This window comes from Methylococcus sp. EFPC2, from assembly GCF_016925495.1.
GTDB lineage: Bacteria > Pseudomonadota > Gammaproteobacteria > Methylococcales > Methylococcaceae > EFPC2.
In genome coordinates this window covers 2,566,118-2,588,553 of the sequence record NZ_CP070491.1, presented here as the reverse complement: position 1 = coordinate 2,588,553, position 22,436 = coordinate 2,566,118, and the positions used below count along the sequence as shown (strand labels likewise).

Annotated in this window: 18 protein-coding genes; 8 read left to right on the top strand and 10 right to left on the bottom strand. The window is 61.8% G+C overall.

Going from position 1 to position 22,436, the window contains the following annotated elements; genetic code table 11:
• Nucleotides 1-5 precede the first annotated feature (5 nt).
• From JWZ97_RS10935 to glgB, 3 genes are read right to left on the bottom strand one after another with little or no spacing between them, the layout of a single operon-like run.
• Nucleotides 6-854: a type II and III secretion system protein gene (locus tag JWZ97_RS10935; RefSeq protein WP_205428910.1), complete on the bottom strand. Its 849-nt coding sequence runs from the start codon at nucleotides 852-854 to the stop codon at nucleotides 6-8.
• The gene (gene glgA / locus JWZ97_RS10930) at nucleotides 851-2,338 is read right to left on the bottom strand and encodes a glycogen synthase GlgA (RefSeq protein WP_205428909.1); all 1,488 of its coding nucleotides are present in this window, start codon (nucleotides 2,336-2,338) and stop codon (nucleotides 851-853) included. Before glgA ends, JWZ97_RS10935 begins: the two co-directional genes overlap by 4 nt.
• A complete protein-coding gene (glgB, locus tag JWZ97_RS10925) occupies nucleotides 2,335-4,587 on the bottom strand; it encodes a 1,4-alpha-glucan branching protein GlgB (protein ID WP_371822624.1) in 2,253 nt (750 codons plus the stop codon). Before glgB ends, glgA begins: the two co-directional genes overlap by 4 nt.
• Nucleotides 4,588-4,688: 101 nt before the next feature.
• Between glgB and glgC the strand changes: the two genes are divergently transcribed.
• Nucleotides 4,689-5,960 carry a glucose-1-phosphate adenylyltransferase gene (gene glgC, locus JWZ97_RS10920; RefSeq protein WP_205428907.1) on the top strand — a complete coding sequence of 424 codons (1,272 nt, stop codon included), beginning with the start codon at nucleotides 4,689-4,691 and terminating at the stop codon, nucleotides 5,958-5,960.
• 115 nt (nucleotides 5,961-6,075) lie between these two features.
• A complete protein-coding gene (malQ, locus tag JWZ97_RS10915) occupies nucleotides 6,076-7,566 on the top strand; it encodes a 4-alpha-glucanotransferase (protein ID WP_240342313.1) in 1,491 nt (496 codons plus the stop codon).
• A 19-nt stretch (nucleotides 7,567-7,585) separates the two neighbouring features.
• Here the strand turns inward: malQ and JWZ97_RS10910 are convergent, their stop codons facing one another.
• A complete protein-coding gene (locus tag JWZ97_RS10910) occupies nucleotides 7,586-8,515 on the bottom strand; it encodes a hypothetical protein (protein WP_205428905.1) in 930 nt (309 codons plus the stop codon).
• A 61-nt stretch (nucleotides 8,516-8,576) separates the two neighbouring features.
• Complete coding sequence (locus JWZ97_RS10905) at nucleotides 8,577-9,008, bottom strand: hypothetical protein (RefSeq protein ID WP_205428903.1); 432 nt, start codon at nucleotides 9,006-9,008, stop codon at nucleotides 8,577-8,579.
• A 205-nt stretch (nucleotides 9,009-9,213) separates the two neighbouring features.
• Here JWZ97_RS10905 and groES point away from each other — a divergent pair, with 205 nt between their 5' ends.
• Nucleotides 9,214-9,504, top strand: coding sequence for a co-chaperone GroES (gene groES / locus JWZ97_RS10900; protein WP_205428901.1), 291 nt, complete (start codon nucleotides 9,214-9,216; stop codon nucleotides 9,502-9,504).
• 47 nt (nucleotides 9,505-9,551) lie between these two features.
• The gene (groL, locus tag JWZ97_RS10895) at nucleotides 9,552-11,189 is read left to right on the top strand and encodes a chaperonin GroEL (RefSeq protein ID WP_205428899.1); all 1,638 of its coding nucleotides are present in this window, start codon (nucleotides 9,552-9,554) and stop codon (nucleotides 11,187-11,189) included.
• A 137-nt stretch (nucleotides 11,190-11,326) separates the two neighbouring features.
• Here the strand turns inward: groL and JWZ97_RS10890 are convergent, their stop codons facing one another.
• Both JWZ97_RS10890 and JWZ97_RS10885 read right to left on the bottom strand, forming a co-directional pair.
• Nucleotides 11,327-12,133, bottom strand: a complete 807-nt coding sequence (locus JWZ97_RS10890; RefSeq protein WP_205428898.1) for a hypothetical protein — start codon at nucleotides 12,131-12,133, stop codon at nucleotides 11,327-11,329.
• 348 nt (nucleotides 12,134-12,481) lie between these two features.
• Complete coding sequence (locus JWZ97_RS10885) at nucleotides 12,482-14,410, bottom strand: hypothetical protein (RefSeq protein ID WP_205428896.1); 1,929 nt, start codon at nucleotides 14,408-14,410, stop codon at nucleotides 12,482-12,484.
• 551 nt (nucleotides 14,411-14,961) lie between these two features.
• Here JWZ97_RS10885 and JWZ97_RS10880 point away from each other — a divergent pair.
• The 3 genes from JWZ97_RS10880 (at nucleotide 14,962) to JWZ97_RS10870 (ending at nucleotide 17,715) form a co-directional block, all read left to right on the top strand.
• Nucleotides 14,962-15,780: a DNRLRE domain-containing protein gene (locus JWZ97_RS10880; RefSeq protein WP_205428894.1), complete on the top strand. Its 819-nt coding sequence runs from the start codon at nucleotides 14,962-14,964 to the stop codon at nucleotides 15,778-15,780.
• A 161-nt stretch (nucleotides 15,781-15,941) separates the two neighbouring features.
• On the top strand, nucleotides 15,942-16,817 hold the full coding sequence (locus tag JWZ97_RS10875; protein WP_205428887.1) for a VPLPA-CTERM sorting domain-containing protein: 876 nt from the start codon (nucleotides 15,942-15,944) through the stop codon (nucleotides 16,815-16,817).
• 52 nt (nucleotides 16,818-16,869) lie between these two features.
• Nucleotides 16,870-17,715, top strand: coding sequence for a DNRLRE domain-containing protein (locus tag JWZ97_RS10870; protein ID WP_205428877.1), 846 nt, complete (start codon nucleotides 16,870-16,872; stop codon nucleotides 17,713-17,715).
• Between the two features lie 188 nt (nucleotides 17,716-17,903).
• On the opposite strand, the gene JWZ97_RS10865 is transcribed toward JWZ97_RS10870, so the two are convergent.
• The gene (locus tag JWZ97_RS10865; protein ID WP_205428867.1) at nucleotides 17,904-18,707 is read right to left on the bottom strand and encodes a sulfite exporter TauE/SafE family protein; all 804 of its coding nucleotides are present in this window, start codon (nucleotides 18,705-18,707) and stop codon (nucleotides 17,904-17,906) included.
• A 249-nt stretch (nucleotides 18,708-18,956) separates the two neighbouring features.
• On the opposite strand from JWZ97_RS10865, the gene JWZ97_RS10860 reads away from it, so the two are divergent.
• Nucleotides 18,957-19,166 (top strand): molybdopterin-binding protein, encoded by a 210-nt coding sequence (locus tag JWZ97_RS10860; RefSeq protein WP_205428865.1) that lies wholly within the window; start codon nucleotides 18,957-18,959, stop codon nucleotides 19,164-19,166.
• A 136-nt stretch (nucleotides 19,167-19,302) separates the two neighbouring features.
• Here JWZ97_RS10860 and JWZ97_RS10855 read toward each other — a convergent pair whose 3' ends face one another.
• Together JWZ97_RS10855 and JWZ97_RS10850 are read right to left on the bottom strand one after the other, a co-directional pair.
• On the bottom strand, nucleotides 19,303-20,109 hold the full coding sequence (locus JWZ97_RS10855; protein ID WP_205428864.1) for a hypothetical protein: 807 nt from the start codon (nucleotides 20,107-20,109) through the stop codon (nucleotides 19,303-19,305).
• Between the two features lie 56 nt (nucleotides 20,110-20,165).
• Complete coding sequence (locus tag JWZ97_RS10850) at nucleotides 20,166-22,436, bottom strand: cytochrome c peroxidase (RefSeq protein WP_205428862.1); 2,271 nt, start codon at nucleotides 22,434-22,436, stop codon at nucleotides 20,166-20,168.

Genomic DNA, 22,436 nt, shown 5'->3' with positions numbered 1-22,436 from the left:
GGTCTTTAGCGACCCGCATCCAGGTCGTCCACTCGGATGAAGATCTTGCGGGTATCGCTGCGGGTCGAATAGCCGTGGCCCAGCAAGCCGTTTTGGGACCGTTCGGCGGAGCCGATCTCGCCGCCCAATTCCACCCATTCGCCGATCCTGGCCTGCAGGGTGGTCCGCGCGCTTTGGCTTTCGATGATGCCGCCGCCGCGCCGGCTGAGCCGGTCGGACCAGGGTTCGATATCCAGGTTGACCCGTCCGTCGCCGGTCAGGCGGGGTGTGACGGCGAAGCCGGTACTCACGTCGCGGTATTCGATGCCCTGGTTGAGGATCACGCCGCCATAGCCCGGGCTCGCATATTGGCCGCCGGGCAAGGGGATCTGCTCGCCGAACTGGATGTGGGCCGGCTGGCCTTCCAGGGCCTGAACCCGCTGGGTATTTTCTCCGGTTTCGCGGGTTTCGGTCTGGTAGACATGGCCGCGTCCGCCGATCTGTACGTCGGCGGGTCGACGCGGGTCGATCTGGATGGCGACATTGGCGCGTGCGTTGAGCCCTTCGCGCGTGAGGCCCATGCCTTGGGCGACGGTGATCATCAGCCGATGCTGGATGCGGTCGAGTTCGCCTATCAGGGCGCCGATTTCGGCCAATTTGCCCGGACTGGCCTTGACGATCAGGCCGGCGCGGCTGGGTATGACGGCATCGCCGGGTTCCAGCAGGGGCTGGACGATGGCGGCGATCTCCTCCGGCAGGCGGTGGCGCAGTTCTATCGTCGCCAGCTCCCGTTCTTGCGCATGGCTCACTCCCGGCACCGGACCGATCAGCAGGACCAGCAGGAGTCCACTGAGCCGGGCCGGGTATCGCTTCACGCGAGGGCCCCCCGGGCGAGCATGGAATGGCCGAGCGCCTGGCAGTCCTGTTCGGCCAGGGCGTAGACCGCCTCGTATTGGCGGGCGCTCTTGTGCCAGGAGAAGTCCTTGTTCATGCCCGTGCGTTGTATCTGTTCCCAGACCGGCTTGTCGTGAAACAGCTCGAGCGCCCGGTATACGGCTTGCAGCAGGGCCTCGTGCTTGGCTTCGGCGAAGGCGATGCCGCTGGCGGTGCCCGCGGCGAGGTTTTCCGCGCTGGCATCCTCCACCGTGTCGGCCAGACCGCCCACGCTGCGCACGATGGGCGCGGCGCCGTAACGCTGGCTGTACATCTGGTTGAGTCCGCAGGGTTCGAACCGTGAAGGCATGAGGAACAGATCCGCGCCCGCCTCGATCAGATGGGCCAGGGCCTCATCGTAGCCCAGGGTCAGGGCGATGCGGTCGGGATAAAGCCGTGTCCATTGCTCGAGCGCGTGCTCGTATTTGCGCTCGCCGCTGCCCAGGATCACCAACTGCAGCGGAAGTTCCAGGAGCTGGGGCAGGACGTCGATGACCAGGTCTATGCCTTTCTGCTGCACCAGCCGGCCCACCAGGGCGATGACCGCGACCTTGGCATCCTGCGCGAGGCCGGAACGCTTCTGCAGCGCGGATTTGACCCGTGTCTTGCCGCTCAGGTCGCTGGCTTCGAACGGGTGGGGCAGGTAAGGGTCGCGGGCGGGATCCCAAGCCTGTTCGTCGATGCCGTTGAGGATGCCGTGCAGCCGGTCTTGGCGCTGGGCCAACAGTCCTTCCAGACCGCAGCCGAATTCCTTGCCCTGGATCTCCCGCGCATAGGTGGGACTGACGGTGCTGATGCGGTCCGCGTAGACCAGGCCGCCCTTGATGAAGGAAAGCTGGTCGTAGAATTCCAGCGCGTGGTGGGACCAGAATCGCTCCGGCAGGCCTAGTTGCCTGAACATGGCGCGCGGGAAGTTCCCCTGGTAAGCCAGGTTGTGGATGGTGAACACCGTGGCCGGGCGCTTGGGCTCGTCGCCCAGCAGGGCGGGAACCAGGCCGGTCTGCCAGTCGTTGCAATGGACGATGTCCGGCTTCCAGCGGAAGCCGACCCGGTTCATGGCCACTTCCACCGCCACTCGCGAGAGCAGGGCGAAGCGTTCGGCGTTGTCGGTCCAGGACTTGCCCTCGGGGCTCAGGTAGGGGTTGCCGGGGCGGTCGAAGGTGCCGGGATGGGCGACCAGCCAGATCGGCACGTCCGAGCCGGGCAGCAGGCCTTCGAGGATGTCGAGCTGGCTATGAGCTTGCGGGACGTGGTGGGCGTGCAGCGGCCCGAGGCTCGCCAGGGTGTCGGCGTAGGCCGGCATGAGGATGCGCACGTCATGCCCGAGCGCCTTGAGCGCGATGGGCAGACTGCCGGACACATCGGCCAACCCGCCGGTTTTCATGAGCGGGTAGGCTTCGCTGGTGACGAAGAGGATCTTGGTCATTCTTCTTCGATGTCGGGTTCCTGCTCGTCCGTTAGCGTGGGTAGCGCCTTGAGGCGCAAAACGACGCCGCCCAGCGGGGGCAGGGTCATGACGATGGAATGGGGGCGTCCCATCCATTCCTTGGGATCCGATTGCAGCTCGACGTTGCCCATGTTGCTGCCGCCGTAGTATTCCGAGTCCGAGTTGAAGATTTCCTCGTACAAACCTTCTTCGGGTACGCCGATGCGGTAATTGGGGCGCGGGACGGGCGTGAAATTGAATGCGGCGACGACGAATTCGTCGCCGCTGCGGCGGATATAGCTCAATACCGATTGCGGCGCGTCGTGGCAATCGATCCACTCGAAGCCCTTGGGTTCGAAGTCCAGGTCGTGCAGGGCTTCGGTTTCGCGGTACAGGCGGTTGAGGTCGGCGACCAGTTTCTGCACGCCGCGGTGGTAGGGGTAATCCACCACGTACCAGTCCAGCGCACGGGCGGCGTTCCATTCCGTTCCCTGGCCGAATTCGCAGCCCATGAACAGCAGCTTCTTGCCGGGATAGGTGTACATGAGGGTGTAGAGCAGCCTCAGATTGGCGAAGCGCCGCCATTCGTCGCCTGGCATTTTCGACAGCATGGATCCCTTGCCGTGCACGACCTCGTCGTGGGAGAAGGGCAGGATGAAGTTTTCCGTGAAGGCGTAGAGCAGGCCGAAGGTGATCTGATCGTGATGGTAGTGGCGGTGGATGGGATCCTTGCTGAAGTAGACGAGGGTGTCGTGCATCCAGCCCATGTTCCATTTCATCGAGAAGCCCAGGCCGCCGGTCCAGGTGGGACGGGTGACCTGCGGCCAGGCGGTGGATTCCTCGGCCATCACCAGGGTGCCGGGATGCTGCTGATGGGTGACGGTGTTGAGTTCGCGCAGGAAGGCGATGGCCTCGAGATTCTCGTTGCCGCCGTATTTGTTGGGGATCCAGTCTCCCGCTTCGCGCGAATAATCCAGATACAGCATGGACGCCACGGCGTCCACGCGCAGGCCGTCGATGTGGAACTCCTCCAGCCAGAACATCGCGCTGGCGATGAGGAAGTTCTTCACCTCGTTGCGGCCGAAGTTGTAGATCAGGGTGCCCCAGTCGCGGTGTTCGCCGAGGCGCGGGTCCTCGTGCTCGTACAGCGGAGTGCCGTCGAACCAGGCCAGTCCATGCGCGTCCTTGGGAAAGTGTGCGGGAACCCAGTCGAGAATCACGCCGATGCCGTTTTTGTGACAGTAGTCGACGAAGTAGCGGAAATCGTCCGGCGTGCCGAAGCGGCTGGTCGGAGCGAAATAACCGGTGGTTTGATAACCCCAGGAGCCGTCGAACGGGTGTTCGGTGATGGGTAGCAGTTCGATGTGGGTGAACCCCAGATCCTTGACGTATTCGACCAATTGCTGGGCCAGCTCGCGATAAGTCAGGAATCCGCCGTCGTCGTCCAGGCGCCAGGATCCCGGATGCACTTCGTAAATGGACAAGGGCGTGTGCAGCCAGTCGCGGGTCTTGCGCTCGTCCAGCCAGGCTTGATCGCGCCAGGCGTAGGCCGTTGCCGGTTCGATGATCGAGGCGTTGTTGGGGCGCACTTCGAAACGCTGGCCGTAGGGGTCGGTCTTCAGGTGTATGGTGCCGTTTTGACGGTTGCGGATCTCGAATTTGTACAAGGTGCCGGCCGGCAGTTCAGGAATGAACAGCTCCCATACTCCGCTGCCTCCGCGTACGCGCATGGCGTGGGCGCGGCCATCCCAGCCATTGAATTCGCCGACCACGCTGACGCGTTCGGCATTGGGTGCCCAGGTGGCGAACAGTGTCCCTTTAATTCCGTCGACCGTGTGCGGGTGCGCGCCGAGCACGCGGTAGATGTGCCAGTGCTTGCCTTCGCCGAACAGGTGGATGTCGAAGTCGCCGATCTGCGGCGGGAAGGTGTAGGGGTCGATGTGACTCCGTTCCTCGCCGTCCTTGCCCACCCAGTGCAGGCGGTAGTGCTGGGGCAGGGTGTCGTTGTGGCCCAGGTTGCCTTCGAACAGGTCGGTACCGGGGATGCGATGCAGTTCCGGTCCCTGTTCGCCGACCCGGGCAGTTTCGGCCTGCGGCAGGATGGTCCGGACGACGTTGCCGCCGTGGCCGCGGTGTTTGCCCAGCACGGCGAACGGGTCGTGATGGCGCGCTAGTACGATACGTTTCAGTTCGGGATCCAACCCGCCGATGTCCTGATTTTCGGTGGCCACACGCTGAGTGTCGTTCAGGTTCACTTTGTTCAACCTCTAAGGTTAGAATGCCCGGGAATCGAGGGGCATGGTAGCAAACAGCCTCCCGCTTGTCTGTCCTGCACCCGAAGGAGTTTGCTATGCCAGAGTCCATGCACTCGTCCCGTTTTGTCAGCCGGCTCACTCGGCACACATTGGCATTGATCTTGGCGGGTGGGCGAGGTAGCCGACTGCATAAGTTGACGGAATGGCGGGCCAAGCCGGCGGTGCCTTTCGGCGGCAAGTTCCGCATCGTCGATTTTCCCCTTTCCAACTGCCTGAATTCGGGCATACGCCAGATCGGCGTGCTGACCCAGTACAAGGCCGACTCGCTGATCCGCCACATCCAGCAAGGCTGGAGTTTTCTGCGCGGCGAGTTGGGCGAGTTCGTCGACATCCTGCCCGCCCAGCAGCGCCTGCAGGAAAGCTGGTATGCCGGTACGGCCGATGCGGTCTACCAGAACCTGGACATCTTCCGCCAGCGCGATCCCGAATACATCCTGATTTTGGCCGGCGACCATATCTATAAGATGGACTACGGCTTGATGCTGGCTTACCACGTGGAAAACCAGGCTGACCTGACCATAGGCTGCATGGAAGTCCCCCTGGAGGAAGCCAAGGCCTTCGGCGTCATGCACATCGACGACGAGAAGCGCGTGCGGGCCTTCGAAGAGAAGCCCGATCATCCGCCCGCCATGCCCGATCGTCCCGATCATGCCTTGGCCTCCATGGGCATCTACATCTTCAATACCGGCTTCCTGTTCGAACAGCTCATCAAGGATGCCGATACACCCGGCTCCAGCCACGATTTCGGCAAGGACATCATCCCCGATGTGATCAAGAAATACCGGGTTTTCGCCTATCCCTTCCGCGATGTGCAGAGCGGCGTGCAGGCCTACTGGCGCGACGTGGGCACGGTGGACGCCTATTGGGCGGCCAACATGGAGCTGATCGGGGTCAACCCCGAGCTCAACCTGTACGATACCGAGTGGCCGATCTGGACCTACCAGGCCCACACGCCGCCGGCCAAGTTCGTGTTCGACGACGACGACCGCCGCGGCTTGGCGGTGGACTCCATGGTTTCGGGCGGTTGCGTCATTTCCGGCGCCGAGGTGCGTCATTCCCTGCTGTTCTCCAACGTCCGGGTCAACTCGTATTCCAAGGTGAGCGATTCGGTGATCCTGCCCGAGGTCAATATCGGTCGCCATTGCCGCATCACCAAGGCGGTGATCGACAAAGGCTGCAAGATTCCGCCCAACACCGTGATCGGCGAGAATCCGGAAGAAGACCGCGAGCGTTTCCACGTCAGCCCGTCGGGCGTGGTGTTGGTGACACCGGATCAGCTGGGCCAGCGCGTGCATTACGCGCGTTGATCCGCGTAACCGCCGACGATGCGAGCCGCTCGGCTCGTCCCGCAGAGACCGATCCTCCATCGGGGGTGGCCCAGCCATCCCCGGCTCCCACTCCCAAGCAAATCGACACACCGACGTGACACGAGCGCAGAGCATACTTGACCAAAGGCGCGCGGGCGTCCTGCTGCACATTACTTCCCTGCCCGGTGGAATCGGAAACGGTGATCTGGGCCACGACGCCCATGCCTTCGTGGACCTGCTGGCCGATGCCGGGGTGACCGTCTGGCAGACACTGCCGGTGGGGCCCACGCACGAGGACGGCTCGCCTTATCAATGCATGTCGGCCCACGCGGGCAGTCCGCTGCTGATCAATCTGGAATGGCTGGTCGATCGAGGGTGGCTGCCCGAACTGAGCGGGCCGGCGGAGGACGAGACGCCGGAAAGTTACCGCTATGCCCGCTTGCATGAGGCTTTCAAGGGCTTCAAACGCCATGTCGAAGACCCGTATTGGCCGGCTTACGGCGAATTCATCCGCGAGCATGCCGGGTGGCTGGAGGATTTTTCCCTCTACACGGCCTTGCGCGAGGAGTTCGCGCACCAGTCATGGCAACAATGGCCCGCGCCGTTGCGCGATCGCCAGTCGGCCGCGCTGGAGGCCGCCCGCGTGCGCCTGGCGGAGTCCATCGCGCGCAGCAAGTTCGAGCAGTTCGTGTTTTTCACCCAATGGAAAGAGTTGCGCGATCATGCGAGGGGACGCGGCGTGATCCTGTTCGGCGACATGCCCATCTTTGTCGCCAGCGACAGCGCCGACGTGTGGGCCCGCAAGGAAGACTTCGATCTCGACGAGAACGGCCATGCGCGCGTGGTCGCAGGTGTGCCGCCCGACTATTTCTCCGCCACCGGGCAGCGCTGGGGCAATCCTCATTACAACTGGGCCCGCATGCAGGCCGATGGTTTTAGCTGGTGGACGGAGCGCATGCATAGCCAGTTGGAGTTGTACGACTGGGTACGCATCGACCATTTCCGCGGCTTCGAGGCCTATTGGGAAATCGCCGCCGATCAGGAAACCGCCATGCACGGCCGCTGGGTCAAGGCGCCCGGCAAGGAGTTGCTGAAGTCCTTGTTCAGGGCTTTCCCGGGCAAGGGCCTGCCTCTGGTTGCAGAGAATCTGGGCATCATCACCCACGAAGTGGAAGCGCTGCGCAACCGTTTCGCCATACCCGGCATGCTGATCCTGCAGTTCGCTTTCGACGGCGGTCCGGGCAATCCCTACCTTCCGCACAACCACGCGGAAAACAACGTCGTGTACACCGGCACTCACGACAATGACACTACGCTCTCCTGGTACGAGGGCTTGAGCCCCGATCAGCAGCGCTACGTCTACGAATACCTGGGACGGCCCGAAATACGCATGCCGCTGGCGTTGATGCAAGCCGCGCTGGCGTCGGTGGCGCGCTTGGCTTTGCTGCCCATGCAGGACGTGCTGGAACTGGGGCGCGAACATCGTATGAATACGCCCGGTACGGTAGGCAACGGCAACTGGCGCTGGCGTTTCCATTGGGAGCAGGTGACCGACGATAAAATTTCTCGCCTGCGCCAGATGATAGGAATGTATGGCCGGGGCTGAACCCCGGCTCCCCTGACGCTCAGCGCTCGGCTTCGGCCAGGATGCGGCGGATGGCGTCGGATTGCTCCGCCAGCGCGGCCCGTTCGGCGCTGGTCGGCACCGGTTCGGCCTCCTTGCCCTGTGCGTAAGCCGGCGCCATGGCCATGGTGGCGATGGGCTGGAAGAAGGTCGCCGTCAGGCTATACGCGAACACCAGGGCAAACACATGGCGCCAATAGCCGATCTGCACCGGCAGGTCGGAAACCGCCCAGTCGATCGGATACAGCAGCAGCGCGTACAGCGAGATGAATCCCAGCAATTCGAACACCAGACACTGCAGGCGTTGACGCAGCAGGCGGTCGAATTGCCGGGCCAAACGCAACACGCCGCCGCGAGCGGATATCCAGGGGTTGTTGCTGGCGTTGTCGGCGCAATGAGCGGCCAGGATGGCCAGGGCGTCGGCTAGGACGATGCGTCCCGTGATCCAGGCCAAGGGCTTGCCGGCCGGATTCGCCTGCAAGCGGTAGACGAAGCCCGAGTAGTGCGCGGGAAGCGCGCTTAGCGCAGTGGCCAAGGTGTCTTTCAAGGGGTAAAACACCGCGCCCTTCTCGAAACGGTCGGCAGCCGCCCGTTTGGCCTGATCGACCTGCGCCCAACCGGCCGGCAGGTTGGCACCCCTCAGTTGCTCCGCCATCAGGGTCAGATGACCCGCCTCTACCTTGAACAGCAGTTCGGCCCGCAGTTTGTGCAACAGCAAGGCCGCGCCCGCGAATCCAAGCACCGCACCGACATTGGCGAAGGCCGCCGGGTTTTTGCTGAACGAGGCGAAAGCGATGAACGTGCCGGCTCCGCCCAGCGCGCCGAACAGGAGTGCCAAGGCGCCACCCAACAAGGTGATCAGGCGGTAGAGTACGAAAGGCATGGCGCTTTCGATGGCGCGGGTGGCGGCCAACAGGCTGAATTCCGGCATGAGCCTACTCCTCGGGTGCTCGCGTGACTGAACGAAGGCGGCCGGTGGGCCGCCCTTGGTTTTATTTCTTACCCACCGGCTTCAGGAAGCAAGCCGAGGCGGCCTGAGCCTTGGCCTCCTTCAGGGCATTGCGCAGCTTGGCCGATTGTGGCGGATCGCGGAATTCCGCCGCGCGCTCACCCGCCGCGCCGAAGTTGTACGTGAAGGTCTGGGCCTGGGCATAGTCCTCATGCCCCAGCTTTTCCGCCACCTGGTCCGCCGCGCAGGCGCAGTGATAGATGTTGTCCCGGTTCTGCAAACCGCCCGGTTGTTCTTGCGCGCATTCCAACACGAATTCCACCCGGGTCAGGGTCGGGTAGTCGTTGGCCGGTTTGCTCTCGGCAGCCGCTGCCGCGTCGGCGGCCGGAGCGGTCGTCTTGGGCGTGGATGCCGCGCAGGCGCTCAACAGTAGCGACGCGAGGACGGGAAGCAGATGGGGCGTGAGTCGTTTCATGAGGTCTGAGTTCCTTGAGTCATGGCTAGATCGAAGCCGGAGGATGATAGCCAGCGACTCGATGGCGCGCAATTCGGGCGGAGCCTTGCTTGACAAGCCTGCCTTGCCGGGTATTATTAGCACTCGCTCGCGTCGAGTGCTAATAATACCGATGGTTCGGGGTCTCGACGCAAACGTCCCGATTAAAACAATACAGGAGAAATCGATGGCTATTCGTCCGTTACATGACCGCGTGATCGTGAAGCGCCTGGAAGAGGAGCGCACCACCGCAGGTGGCATCGTCATTCCCGATTCCGCCACCGAAAAGCCCACGCGCGGTGAAATCATCGCGGCCGGCACCGGCAAGGCGCTGGACAACGGCCAGGTACGTCCGCTACAGGTCAAGGTCGGCGACAAGGTGTTGTTCGGCAAGTATGCCGGCACCGAGCTGAAGCTCGAAGGCGAGGAAATCGTCGTATTGCGCGAAGAAGACATCATCGGCGTGATCGAAGGCTGATCGGCCTACTACCCCCAGTTCATTCCAGATTCATATAGGTAACAAAAATGGCAGCTAAAGAAGTCAAATTCGGCGACGACGCACGTGCCCGCATGGTCCGCGGCGTCAACATCCTGGCCACCGCGGTGAAAGTCACCCTGGGTCCGAAAGGCCGCAACGTGGTGCTGGAAAAGAGCTTCGGCGCTCCCACCGTGACCAAGGACGGCGTATCCGTGGCTAAGGAAATCGAGCTGAAGGACAAATTCGAAAACATGGGCGCCCAGATGGTGAAGGAAGTCGCTTCGCAGACTTCCGACGTGGCCGGCGACGGTACCACCACCGCCACCGTGCTGGCTCAGTCCATCCTGAACGAAGGCCTGAAGGCCGTCGCCGCCGGCATGAACCCGATGGACCTCAAGCGCGGCATCGACAAGGCGGTAACCGCCGCCGTCGAAGCCGTCCACGAGATGTCCGTGCCCTGCGCCGACAGCAATGCGATCGCCCAGGTCGGTACCATTTCCGCCAACTCCGACGAGTCCATCGGCAAGATCATTGCCGAAGCGATGGACAAGGTCGGCAAGGAAGGCGTGATCACCGTCGAAGACGGCTCGGGCCTGGAAAATCAGCTCGACATCGTCGAAGGCATGCAGTTCGATCGCGGCTACCTGTCGCCCTACTTCATCAACAACCAGCAGAGCATGAGCGCGGAACTCGAAAACCCGTTCATCCTGTTGTACGAAAAGAAGATCTCCAACATCCGCGAAATGCTGCCGGTGCTGGAAGGCGTCGCCAAGGCCGGCCGTTCGCTGCTGATCATCGCCGAGGACGTTGAAGGCGAAGCGCTGGCCACCCTGGTGGTCAACACCATGCGCGGCATCGTCAAGGTCGCGGCCGTCAAGGCTCCGGGCTTCGGCGACCGCCGCAAGGCCATGCTGGAAGACATCGCCATCCTGACCGGTGCCACCGTGATCTCCGAAGACGTCGGCCTGAGCCTGGAGAAGGCTACCCTGGCCGAGCTGGGCACCGCCAAGAAGGTCCAGGTCAGCAAGGAAAACACCACCATCATCGACGGCGCCGGCAGCCACGAAAACATCGCAGGTCGTGTGGCTCAGATCCGCAAGCAGATGGAAGACACCACCTCCGATTACGACCGCGAGAAGCTGCAGGAACGTCTGGCCAAGCTGGCTGGCGGCGTCGCCGTCATCAAGGTCGGTGCGGCGACCGAAGTCGAAATGAAGGAAAAGAAAGCCCGCGTCGAAGACGCGCTGCACGCCACCCGCGCAGCCGTTGAAGAAGGCATCGTTCCGGGCGGCGGCGTCGCCCTGATCCGGGCTCTACAGAAGATCAAGGATCTGAAGGGCATCAATCACGATCAGGACGTCGGCATCACCATCGCCCGTCGCGCGATGGAAGAACCGCTGCGTCAGATCGTCACCAATGCCGGCGACGAGGGTTCCGTGGTGCTGAACAAGGTGGCCGAAGGCACCGGCAACTTCGGCTACAACGCCGCCACCGGCGAATACGGCGACATGGTCGCTTTCGGCATCCTGGATCCGGCCAAGGTCACCCGCAGCGCGTTGCAGAACGCCGCTTCCGTGGCCGGCCTGATGATCACCACCGAAGCGATGGTGGCCGAGGAGCCGAAGGAAGAAGCCGCAGGTCACCCCGACATGGGTGGCATGGGCGGCATGGGCGGTATGATGTAAGCCGTCCGAACGTCCGTCGGGCATAAGAAAGCCCCATCCCTGCAAAGGGGTGGGGCTTTTTTTCGCGTTATCGGTTTGCCTATGGCCGACCGTCCCTTGGCCTCAAGGGGGCTTCCGCGTGAGTCCGATGTCGCTTTTCAGGGCGTGTAGTCAATTACCAGGATCGGGCCCGTCCCTACCGAGGGGGACTGCAGTTGCGCCTCCTTGCTGTAGAAGGCCCGGAAGGTCGTCGATGACGATTCGTCGTCGTTGATGAGTATCCAGCCGTAGTTGCTGGAAGGGCTGCTCAACCACGCCTGCACATCGCTCACCATGTTTGCGTGCGACCAGGAATAAGTGGTGTTGAGCGTCTGGCTCACCGTCGTGGAGGCGCTGATCGTGCTGCTGTAATCACCGCCGGCCGTGCTCCAGGTGGGCGACGAATAGGAATAGGCATTCCAGGTCGCGTCCGTGCTATTGGCGGCAAACCCTCCACCGGTTCCGCCTATCGACGTGTAACCGCTTCCGGTTGATCCTTCTCCCCACATTCCGCTAGTGACCTTGTGCAGCTTGATCACTCTCGGTGTGGTGTCTCCACCACCCCCACCGCCGCCACCACCACCACCAGCGGATCCGGCGACTTTCCCCAGCACCAATTGCAGGGTGACGCTGTTGATCGACGAGGCGCCGGACAGGGCGCCACCCAAGACGTTCGTGTCGTAACCGGCCACGTCGAAATAGATGAGTGCCCGCCGTGGCGAACTGCCCCCGTTGCCTCCGGCAAAGATGCCGGGGCCGGCTCCATTACTGTTGTTGACGTTGTCCTGAAAAATGGAGGAGTCCTTAAGATAAACACCACTCCCGGTTGTTGCATAGATATAGGCCGTATCGGCGTGGGCTCCTATCGGCTGTAATAGCGATAAAGAGACGAGTGATGCGCCGGTAAAACTTGCCTGTTTGAACATGGGAATACTTCCTGAAGATGGGTGAAGAAAAATTTGCTACTGAGAAGAGCGATACCAAAAATACCTTCTGCCTTCCTTTTTATCTGTCCTGGTAATGCCCTCCTTCCGCTCTTGCGGTGTCCTATGATCGCTGCGCCTATCCCGCTCGCGAGTTGTGGTCGAGAGCACCCGCTCCGGGGTGCTCTTTAATCAGTGCGGATTTATTAACCCGGCCCAAATATGTCATTGTGGGAGCGGCCTTCAGGCTGCGATCTTCGCGGGCTAAAGCCCGCTCCCACAAATAACTAACCAGGGATATTTGGGGCCGGTTTAATAGCGTGGCGTGCGTCATCACCGCTGAAGCATCCGTCACATGGAAACAGGGCCGCCCTTGCGCCGCGTAAATCCGGCCAAGCCCGCGAGCGCGCTGCCGAAAAGCCAAGCGGCCGCAGGCACCGGTACCGGCGCGACGCCGCTCACTGCGTAGCCGCTGAAGCCGGTGACGGCGAAGCTGGCAAATCCGTTTTCATATGCCAGGTCCGTGTTCGCATACTTGTCCCAAGTGGCACCGTTGAAGTGCCAGACCGCGAGGTCGAGGAAGCGCTGTCCTGGACCGACCTCGAGCGACAGGTATGTCGGATCACCCTGCGCATAGCCGGTGGCGGAAAAATTCCACGCACTCAATATCGCCTTATCGGGATCGAGTAATCCTTGCAGCGAGTTCAACTGGCTGCCGCCCATGAGCGACGCGGTCAAACCGAGGTCGGTGGGGGCGCTGGCCGCCTGGAAACTCGCACCGACGGCTTGGCCGCTGGCGGTATCGGTGATCAATAGCCGCTGCGTGGTCGACAGGTCGATCGTTTTCTCCACTCCGGCCGTGCCGGCCGCGGCCGTCGAAACACCGACCGTATGAGTGGTCGGGTCATACACGCCGCCCAGGGCTTGCACGGTGCCGGCGCCGGTCCACGTCGCCGCGGAGATCGGCGCATAGCTGCCGTTGGCGGTGCCGGCCCCGGCGACCAGCCGGATCGTGCCGTCGTTGGCGAGCCCCTCGCCTCCCGTGGCGGTGACCGCGCTGCCAGTGCCGAGATCGACGGTCAAGAGCGAACTGCCATTGACGGTGATCGAGTTCGCGGCGACCGTCCCACCGTCGGTGACGCTGGCGCGGCCCGTCCCGGCCGATCCGATTCGAAGAACACCCGTGCTCGTCCAGGCCGAACCGGCCCCGTTGACCAGCGTCGTGCCCTCGGACCCGGCGCTGACGGCCAGTTGAGCATCGGCTTGAACGGATAGTGCCGCACCGTCGGTGACGGTGATGAGGCTGTTACTGGTGATGCCTGTCGCGGTCGGAGAGCCTCCTCCTATGAACAAACCGCCGGCGCCGACGGACCAACTGGAGCCGGGTCCGTCCAGCATGACGTGGCCCGAGGAGCCGGCGAACCGTCCCATTCTGCCGATGTAAGAGGCGACGGATCCGCTGCTGGTGATCTGCAGGGTTCCATTCCCTCTGAAGCCGACGTTCAGAGCGCTGGTGGAGGCTGCCGTCGTCGTCCAACTCGAACCCGTACCATCCACGGAGACCAGGCCAGTCGAGCCGGCGATCGCGCCTATGGTGCCCCCGGTATTGGCGATGCTGCCGCCGTGGGTGATCTTCAACAGCCCTGTGCCCGAATTACCGACTGTTGTAGCGGTGGTCCCTGTGATCGATGAGCCGACACCGTCCACGGTGGCGATGCCGGTGGCGCTGGTGCTGGTGTTGCCGCTGTTGCCGCCGAGTACGACGGTGCCGACGAAGTGGCCGCCGGTAGTGACGTTGAGAATGCCGGTGGAATTGGGGTATCCCCCGAAAGTCGCTACATTCGTGATGACGCTGCCGCCATGGGTGAGGTTGACGATCCCGGTACCGCCGTTGCCGGAGGCACCGCTGCCTTGGTCGCCACCGGCGGTTATGTTGCCTGTTGTATAAGTCGAACCGGCTCCGTCCACGGTGAGCGTGCCGGTGACGCCCGTGGTCCTGCCTATCCTGAGTTCTCCCTTGCCCGCGCTTCCGGCATCGATAGTCAGCCTGCCGTCGGCTGTGTTACCGACGAAGCCTATCGTGCTAGGGACCCAGTTCGCCGGGTCGGTGATGCCGGTCGCGGAGATGACATTCCCGGTGGTGACGAACGCCGCTTGCGCCGGACCGGCCATGATACTTGCCAGTGCCGCCGCAAGTGCGACTTGGCGGAACCGTCCGGCAGGCTGCGCCGAATCTTGCCTGCCGTTCACCGTGTGGGCTGATAATTTTGCTCGTTTCATAAGCATTTCCTTACGTCTTGTTAAAGGTTTAGGCATTCCGAACAGTTCGGAACGTGTGCGTATCCCTGTGTCGCCTTGGGGTTCCATCGCGGCTCGCCGTTGCGGATACGGCCATAGCCATCTTTTTTTACCCTTGAAGATAAGTCCCGGTATCCACGGGATCTGGAAAGTCCTCCTCCCGCGCGTCATAAGGAAACGTGAAGAAAAGGGGTGGCGATACGCTATATATCAAAAAATATTACGTCAACGATCTATTTCTGGAACAGGTTGTTTCCCAGTAGGAATCGGTGGATGCGATTTACTTACCATGCTCGATGAGTTTGCGGCAGAAGCCGGCAGGCACCGCCAATGCATGCGCTACATCGTGTGCCGTATGTGGACACCGAATGGATGTACGGAATGTTCGGTTGGCAGGAGAAACAATCTGTTCCGATATTACCAATTGAATCTATATCCCTATATATATAGCGTGTTTGCCGCGCCGCCATTACCGCATCCATGGCGGGTGGGGGAAACATTCCTAGACCCAACAGACATCAAGAGGATTTAACATGTTGAAACCAACAGCCGTCGCCGCGCTCGCGGCGGCAATCGTCGCGACAGGGCCGCAAGGCGCTTACGCCGCTACCGTTACGATCGGCGCACTCCATGACGCCACCATCTTTCAAAACAACGTCAATAACAGCAACGGCGCCGGTCCGGGCATTTTCGCCGGCAGCAACAGCAATCTATCCGCGCGGCGCGGCCTGATCAGCTTCGATATCGCCGGCAACGTGCCGACCGGGGCCACCATCACCGGTGTCGACCTTACCCTGTTCCTGGGCCAGTCGGCCGGCTCGGGCGGGAACGCGGGCGGTGGCGACCAGACGCCGCGTACGATTTCGCTGTACTCCATTACCAGTCCATGGGGCGAAGGCACGACCGGGTCTACGGCGACCGGCATCGGCGGAACCGGGCAGGGGTATACGGCCAATCCCGGTGATGCCACCTGGAATGCGAACTTCTACAACACGTCGACCTGGACGACACCCGGCGGCGATCATGTCGCAGCCGCCAGTGCCAGTCTGGTGGTGAACAACGTGTTCCAAGCGCCCTATACCTGGCAGTCGACGCCGCAGCTCGTCAGCGATGTTCAAGGATGGTTGGACCACCCTTCCGCCAACTACGGCTGGGAGCTGATCAATGCGACCGAGGCGGGTTTCCAAACATTCCGGGCTTTCTACACGAAGGAATGGAGCGATCCGACCATGCGCCCGCAACTGGCCATCAGCTACACCCCGGCGCCCGTTCCGGTACCTGCTGCGGTCTGGCTGTTCGGCACCGGGATCGCCGGCTTGCTGGGCTTCGCCCGGCGCAAAATCACCGGTTGACCCGGGAGTCACCGACCCGCCGCGCCGGAACGGCGTTGTGTGGGTAAGTGACTCGGCAGTGGGCGACGGGTTTGCGACTCGTCGCTCGACACGCGCATGAACCGAGTGGCGCAGTCACTCGCTGTCATGCGCTCCTAAATATCATCACTATCGAGATAACCATGATTGCCGATAGCCTGCGACGCCTGTCGTCGATAGCAAGCACGGGAAAGCCGCTGCCTTCCCGGACGACGTTCACCCTAGCGCTGGCTCTTCTAGCCGGCTCATCGCCCGAGAACGTACTGGCCGTCACCGTGACGGAGGGTTCGGGCAAGGTTTCCACGATCTTCGAGAACCAGCCGGATAACAGCATAGGCCGGGGCCCCGCCGTCTTTATCGGAGGTGACAGCCATGGTTCTCCCAGACGAGGGCTCATCGGCTTCAATATCGCCGCCGACATTCCCGCGGGGGCCATCATCACCAGCGTGCAACTGACCCTGTATCTGGCGCAGGTGGCGGGATCGGGCACCGGCAACGAGGATGCCTTCCCCAGAACTATCGAGCTTCATCGGCTAACGAATGACTGGGCTCATGGACCCACGGCCTTGGGGCTGACGCAAATCGACGGCACGGATCAGGGTTTCCCCGCCATCCCGCCTAGCCCCACCTGGAATGAACGACGCTATCAGCAGGGGCAGCCGTGGACCACGCCGGGCGGCGATTTCGTTCCGACGGCGAGCGCGAGCACCGCGGTGGGTGACGCGGTGAACTCGGCTTATACCTGGGGTTCGACGCCTGCCTTGGTCGCCGATGTGCAATCGATGCTCGATGAGCCCACCTCGAACCACGGATGGCTCTTGCAGAACACGGATGAGTACGGCTTGGACACCTACCGCGTGTTTTACACGAAAGACTGGAGCGATACGGCCATGCGCCCGCGCTTGCAAGTGAGCTATGAGATGGCGCCGGTTCCTTTGCCGGCGGCGGTTTGGTTGTTCGGCAGCAGCCTTGTCGGCCTGACCGGCCTGGCGCGCCGAAAAGCCGTACGCCAGCGGTAGCCGGCACAACATTCGGAGCAAGAAGCCCATGACCCTACGAAAGAAATATTTCTTGACGGCGCTTATTTTCCTGGCGTTGGTCGAGTCGTCGCCGGCGGCAACCATTACGCTGACGCCCAGCAAGGATGCGACGATTTTTGGAGCCAGCGTCAATCAAGGCTTGCCGAACACGGTTGGACAGGACCTCTACAACCATAGCAACGGAGCCGGACCGGGCATTTTCTCCGGAGGCAACGGTACCCTGGCTCCGCACCGGGCGCTACTCGCATTTGATGTGGCCGGGCAAATTCCTGCCGGGTCCGTGATAACCGGTGCCCAGTTGACGCTTCATATCGGCATTGTGGCGGGTTCCGGAGGAGCGCCGGGGCTGGGCGATCCGAATTCCCGCGTGATGGACCTCTTTCGTCTGACCACGGACTGGGGCGAAGGCAGCACGGGAGCAAATGCCACGAATATCGGCGGAACGGGGCAAGGATTTCCGGCCAACCCCGGCGATGCCACCTGGAATGCGGCCGCCTACAATTTAACCCCCTGGACCACGCCGGGAGGCGATTACGATCCCACGGTCAAGTCGAGCCTGGCGGTCGGCCGCGATTTCTACGCGGCGCAGACCTGGGGCTCGACACCCGGGCTAGTCGAAGATGTACAGGGCTGGCTGGATCAACCCTCGACGAACTTTGGCTGGATCCTGATCAACCAGGACGAAACCCTGCGGCAGACTCATCGTGCCTTCTACTCCAGGGAATGGAGTGATCCGTCGCTGCGCCCGCAATTGCAGATCACCTACGAGTCGGCGCCGGTGCCGGTACCACCCGCTTTATGGTTGTTCGGTACGGCGATTGCCACCTTGGCAGGCTTTGCCGGTGCCGGCTCACGAAGCGGAAAAGGCGCACGTTAGACCTCACCCTGCATCCGACAAACATGGGCCTTGCCTCGCCGAGACTTCCTGACTTTGTCACCAGATGAATTTTCCGGTCCGGTGGATGGGCGCCTCCAGCCCGGCGGCCATGAGTCGCGGCAGAACTGCCACGATGCTGACGAAGTCCAGTTCGGCGTCGTCCAAGAGCATGAGGAAATACGAGCCGATCAATGCCTGTGCTGAAACGTTTTCAGTGCGGAAATCAGCAAGATCAGGCCGAGCAAGGTCAACAGCAGGTTCGTCGGCAGCAGGCCCAACAGCAGACCACCTATGGCCGCTCCCAGGATCGAACCCGCCACCATCGAGAGGAACAGCGTTTGCTCATGGTGCAAGACGAGGAAGGCATCGGAGCGGGTATAGCGGGCAAAACCCACCAGCATGGTCGGGAGACTGACGGTCAAGGAAAGGCTACCCGCCAGTTTGACATCCAGCCCATAGAGCAAAACGATGGTGGGAATCAGCAGCTCCCCACCCGCTACTCCCAGCAAGGCCGCCACGATGCCGATGCCGACGCCGGCGAGGACTCCCGCCAAGAATTGTGTGGTGCTATCCGGAAATATGGGCGCTGAGCCGTTGTGCAAGTCGAACCAGGCCTCCGATAACATCACGATAGCCAAGCCTGCCAATAACACCATGATGCAGCGGTCGAGCCACAGCCGCGACATTTTAATGGCGTGCCCAGCCGCCCACCATGCCCCGACCAGGCTGCCGGCGAGCAGGTTCAAGCTCACATCGATATGAGCGAGTTGTTGATCGAGGGAGATGGCCTTGGCCCGAAAAACCAATGCCGCCGCGACGACGACCAGGCTCATGGCTTTGTTGAGGATGACCGCTTCCAAGGTTGGCAGCCTGAACATGCCGACCAATACCGGCAGACGGAATTCGGCCCCACCCAAACCAATCAAACCACCCAGGGCACCGATCAGCAATCCGGCGATTAACCCCAGGGAGGTACGGCTACATCTGCTCATGAGGTCTCCGTACCAATAAGTTCGCCTTCATAATTCAAATTCGCTGTGTGCAATTAGCGGTAAAGCCTATGGTTGATGCGTTTCCTGCGACTAGAGCTCGGCAGTCCGTATGACGCTCATCAAAACAGCGTCGCGATAAATGTTTTTCCGGTTCGCCGGTGCTTCTGAGATCGATGTTACTGGAACGCGGGGTGGTGAAAGCGTATAAAAGTAACCTTCCTGTAACGACCGTATCGAGGAGGTATTCTGATGAAGCTCAGCGCCCGTAACGTCCTCAAAGGCACTGTAAAACAAGTGACCCCAGGAGCCGTGGATACCGAGGTGATTCTCGAACTGTCTCCCGGTGTCGAAATCGCTTCGATCATAACCAAGACGTCCGCCGAAAGCCTCGGGCTGAAAGTAGGTGGTACTGCCTATGCCATCGTCAAGGCGCCCAACGTCATTATTGGCGTGGACTGATAAAGTTTCTTCCGGATTGATAAAGGCCGACTTGGGAAACCGGGTCGGCCTTTTTTCTGCCCCATGTTCCTGTAGGCTGCGAACCCACCTATTCCTGCCGGTCACACGAGATGCCACGACGTTTGCCGCTCTCAGATTAAGTCGGTGGAACCCGTCCAAAGGAGTCCATTGCGACTATCAGTTTCCTGAGGTTCGTCAAGCCCAGAGATGCGCCGATAAAAAGCCAGAGGGAAGCCGGTATCGGCACGATAGGGGTGGAATCCAGGGAAGACTGGATGGCCGTTCGAGCGACGAAGCGCGCGTCGGCGCCAGGATCGAGCGCGAACGCCCAGACGAACGACCCGGAGGTGGTATGGCTATCGTTGGCATGACCGATATAAGTGCCCGCGCCCGAATAATCCATCCCTGCGCCCTCGTCGATACTGTTCCAATAGTCCAAGAGGATGAAACTATTGGCATATGCGCCGACCGCTGAGGCATGCAGCGAATAATCCAGGGTGGCGTTGAGCGTATAGCGGTAAGGTCCGTCATTGCTGAAAGAAAAGACGAAATGGCCGGTATGCAAGCTATTCACGGAGCCATGGAGCGGGGAGTTACCACTCACGGCGAATGTGCCGGCGAAACGCCGGTTCTCCGGAAAGGTAAGCGCGAGTTTCGGATTATCGACCCGATAGACGCCGTCGCCGCTGCTATCAGCGTAGAAACTGTCCGGATCGACCGCCGGCACAAATGACGCCGTAAGCGTAAGGCCGGTCAGATCATCGGCATTGTCCGGATTGGAACTGGCGATACCGTCGATCGTAAAGCCGAGCGCCGCGGAACTGTCGTAGCGGGTATCGGCACAGGCGGCGGGGGCGATCACAGCCAGATTGGCCGCTAATACCACGCCGGTTAGAAGGTGCTGGCTGAAGTTTGGGCTCATGGTTTTGCCGGGTAGATTCATCGGGGCGATCCCTATGCGAGTGTTGATTTTTTCCTCGGCATCGGCGGTATCCCGGGCTAGGGGGTAGCCGATAGGAAGGCGGAAATCGGCGTGTTCGACCCCTCGGCGCCCACGGCGGGTATCGCCAGGCTCTGATCTAGGCCCAAACCGGGATTAAGCGGATTACCGCCGCTCACTCGCGCTTCGTCGCCTACTTGCCCGTGAGGCACGGTCAATTGCGGATGATCGAACGGCGCTCGCTGGTATCTCACCCGTTCATCCGTTAGCGCCAACAGAAAATTGATCAGGTCGGTGCTGTTCTGGCTCGAACTCAGCAAAGTGGAAAAGCTGCCGAGATGAAAGTGCAGCGTATCGCTGGTGAAATTGCCGTGTCGGCCATAAAACTCGACGACTTGACGCAAGCTCGCCATGCCGCCGTTGTGCATGTAAGGACCAGTCAGCTCGATGTTGCGCAGGGTCGGTATCTTGAAAGCCCCGTGGGTTGCCAGTGCCATTTTCGGGCCGGCCAGATTGGCCTGTGCCGCGGCCGTGGTCGGCACATAGGCCGTCACGGGATTGATGCAATCCTGATTGCGCAATACGCCCTCGCGGCTGCCGTCGGCAACCAGCCCATCGCCGGGTAGAAAGTAATAGGGCAGGCTAAGTTGAAAGTTGTAGGCCAGCGGACTGATGAAATCGCAGGCGCGGATGCGGTCCACGCCGGGATCGACAATGCTCGCCGGGTTTCCCAGCAGGTATTCGACATACTGCGCGCTGTAGGACAGGGGATGGCCGAAGTCGTCCGTGCCGTCCAAGCCGGCATCCGCGTCGGCTTCGGCGGCACCGATGTTCGCATAGCCCAGGTCCATGAGTTTGGGCAACTGCCGGATGTTGGTGTCGCGCGTCACGGTATTGCCGTATTGCGTCAGCCCGGCTCTGGCGGCGGCGCCGAAGGGGCCGAAGGCATTCGGGCCGTAGGCGATCGGGGTGGCCGGGGGACCGAAAGTGCGGCCCTGGTTCGGTGTCAGCAGGGAGGCGTTGGTGGTCACCGCCGCCAGCGTCAGGGTGGGCCCCGCGTGGCAAAGGTTGCAGTGGTTTTCGATGAACAGATTGACGCCGTTCTTGAGCGAGGCGGCCAGGGCGGCCGTCTGTTCCGGCGTCTCGCCGACGATATTGCTCCAGGTGGGCTTCATGTTTGCGTCGATGGGGCTCAGATCGAATGGCGACTGGTCGGACACGAGCGTCGATTCGTAGAGCTGGATGGCGATGCCGAAAAACAGCGCGAAATTGGCTTCCATCTGGTTGTAGGGGATGCCGCCGCCGGCCGGAGCCCCGAATGGGCCGATACCGCCATAAGCCCAGTATTTCGGGTTGAACGCCTGGGTCATCAGGCTCCTGTAGAGGGTATTCAAACCCGGTTTCGGCTGGCCGCCGGTGCTCAGACTGTAAGGTCCCAGCACGCTGTCTCGGGGGTGGACCTGCTGGTATTGTAAGGGCTGGCGCAATAACAGTTTGCGGCCGATGTCGGGCCAGATTCTGCCCGCGCAGCCCATTTCGGTGTCACCCTTGACCGGCGGGGCAAGCGCCTGCGAGGCCAGGGAGGAGTTGATCAGGTGCAGTCTTTGCCTCGCCACGGTCCCGGCAGCAGTTTTCACCCACACGCCGGCATCGGGATCCCGCTCTCCCCAAGGGCTGCTGCCGTTGAAGATGTTGTTGGCGCGGCCGTCCCAGAAATTGCGGTGGTTGAACACGGCGTTGATGACGGTGGGGGCGTTTCTGGCCGTGACTTTACGGACGCCGATGTGATTGACATTGAAGACTTCATCGGCGCTGCGCGAGCACAGGTCGCTGGTGCCGCTGAAAGGTGTAACCGCTTTGTAGCGGCCACCGAATGAGCCGGCCGATCCCACCACGTCGTCGGTGCTGTAGACCACCGGACTGGCATTGCTGGCGGGATCGCTGAACTGATGGAGGGGGAAATCCTCCGGACGCAGGACATGGTTGGGTCCGCCTCCACCCGAAGGGAGTATGTCGAATGCCTGGCCGCCGGCGTCGATGCCGTTCTGGCCTGGGTTGATCTGGTTCTTGATCCGGCTATCGACGCCGGCGTGAAAATGGCAGGAGGCGCATGCCTGTCCGTCGCTGCCCACGTTGGTGTCCCAGAACAAGGCCTTGCCCAGGGCGATCGCGGCACCCTTGTCGACGACGATGGGGTCGGCTCCGTCGGCCAGCCCCGGAACCGGGGGGGCGGGAACGCCGCGCAGGGACACCGGCACCGGGCCTATGGCGCCCGCCGTTTGCGCCGCCAGCAAGCCGCCGGCCAGTATCAGCTTAACCAGAGTACGCAT

Excerpts from the sequence above, each read along its gene's own strand:
- glgA (WP_205428909.1), bottom strand. The coding sequence starts at position 2,338 with ATGACCAAGATCCTCTTCGTCACCAGCGAAGCCTACCCGCTCATGAAA.
- glgC (WP_205428907.1), top strand. The coding sequence starts at position 4,689 with ATGCCAGAGTCCATGCACTCGTCCCGTTTTGTCAGCCGGCTCACTCGG.
- JWZ97_RS10910 (WP_205428905.1), bottom strand. The coding sequence starts at position 8,515 with ATGCCGGAATTCAGCCTGTTGGCCGCCACCCGCGCCATCGAAAGCGCC.
- JWZ97_RS10905 (WP_205428903.1), bottom strand. The coding sequence starts at position 9,008 with ATGAAACGACTCACGCCCCATCTGCTTCCCGTCCTCGCGTCGCTACTG.
- groES (WP_205428901.1), top strand. The coding sequence starts at position 9,214 with ATGGCTATTCGTCCGTTACATGACCGCGTGATCGTGAAGCGCCTGGAA.
- groL (WP_205428899.1), top strand. The coding sequence starts at position 9,552 with ATGGCAGCTAAAGAAGTCAAATTCGGCGACGACGCACGTGCCCGCATG.
- JWZ97_RS10890 (WP_205428898.1), bottom strand. The coding sequence starts at position 12,133 with ATGTTCAAACAGGCAAGTTTTACCGGCGCATCACTCGTCTCTTTATCG.
- JWZ97_RS10885 (WP_205428896.1), bottom strand. The coding sequence starts at position 14,410 with ATGAAACGAGCAAAATTATCAGCCCACACGGTGAACGGCAGGCAAGAT.
- JWZ97_RS10880 (WP_205428894.1), top strand. The coding sequence starts at position 14,962 with ATGTTGAAACCAACAGCCGTCGCCGCGCTCGCGGCGGCAATCGTCGCG.
- JWZ97_RS10875 (WP_205428887.1), top strand. The coding sequence starts at position 15,942 with ATGATTGCCGATAGCCTGCGACGCCTGTCGTCGATAGCAAGCACGGGA.
- JWZ97_RS10865 (WP_205428867.1), bottom strand. The coding sequence starts at position 18,707 with ATGAGCAGATGTAGCCGTACCTCCCTGGGGTTAATCGCCGGATTGCTG.
- JWZ97_RS10860 (WP_205428865.1), top strand. The coding sequence starts at position 18,957 with ATGAAGCTCAGCGCCCGTAACGTCCTCAAAGGCACTGTAAAACAAGTG.
- JWZ97_RS10855 (WP_205428864.1), bottom strand. The coding sequence starts at position 20,109 with ATGAATCTACCCGGCAAAACCATGAGCCCAAACTTCAGCCAGCACCTT.
- JWZ97_RS10850 (WP_205428862.1), bottom strand. The coding sequence starts at position 22,436 with ATGCGTACTCTGGTTAAGCTGATACTGGCCGGCGGCTTGCTGGCGGCG.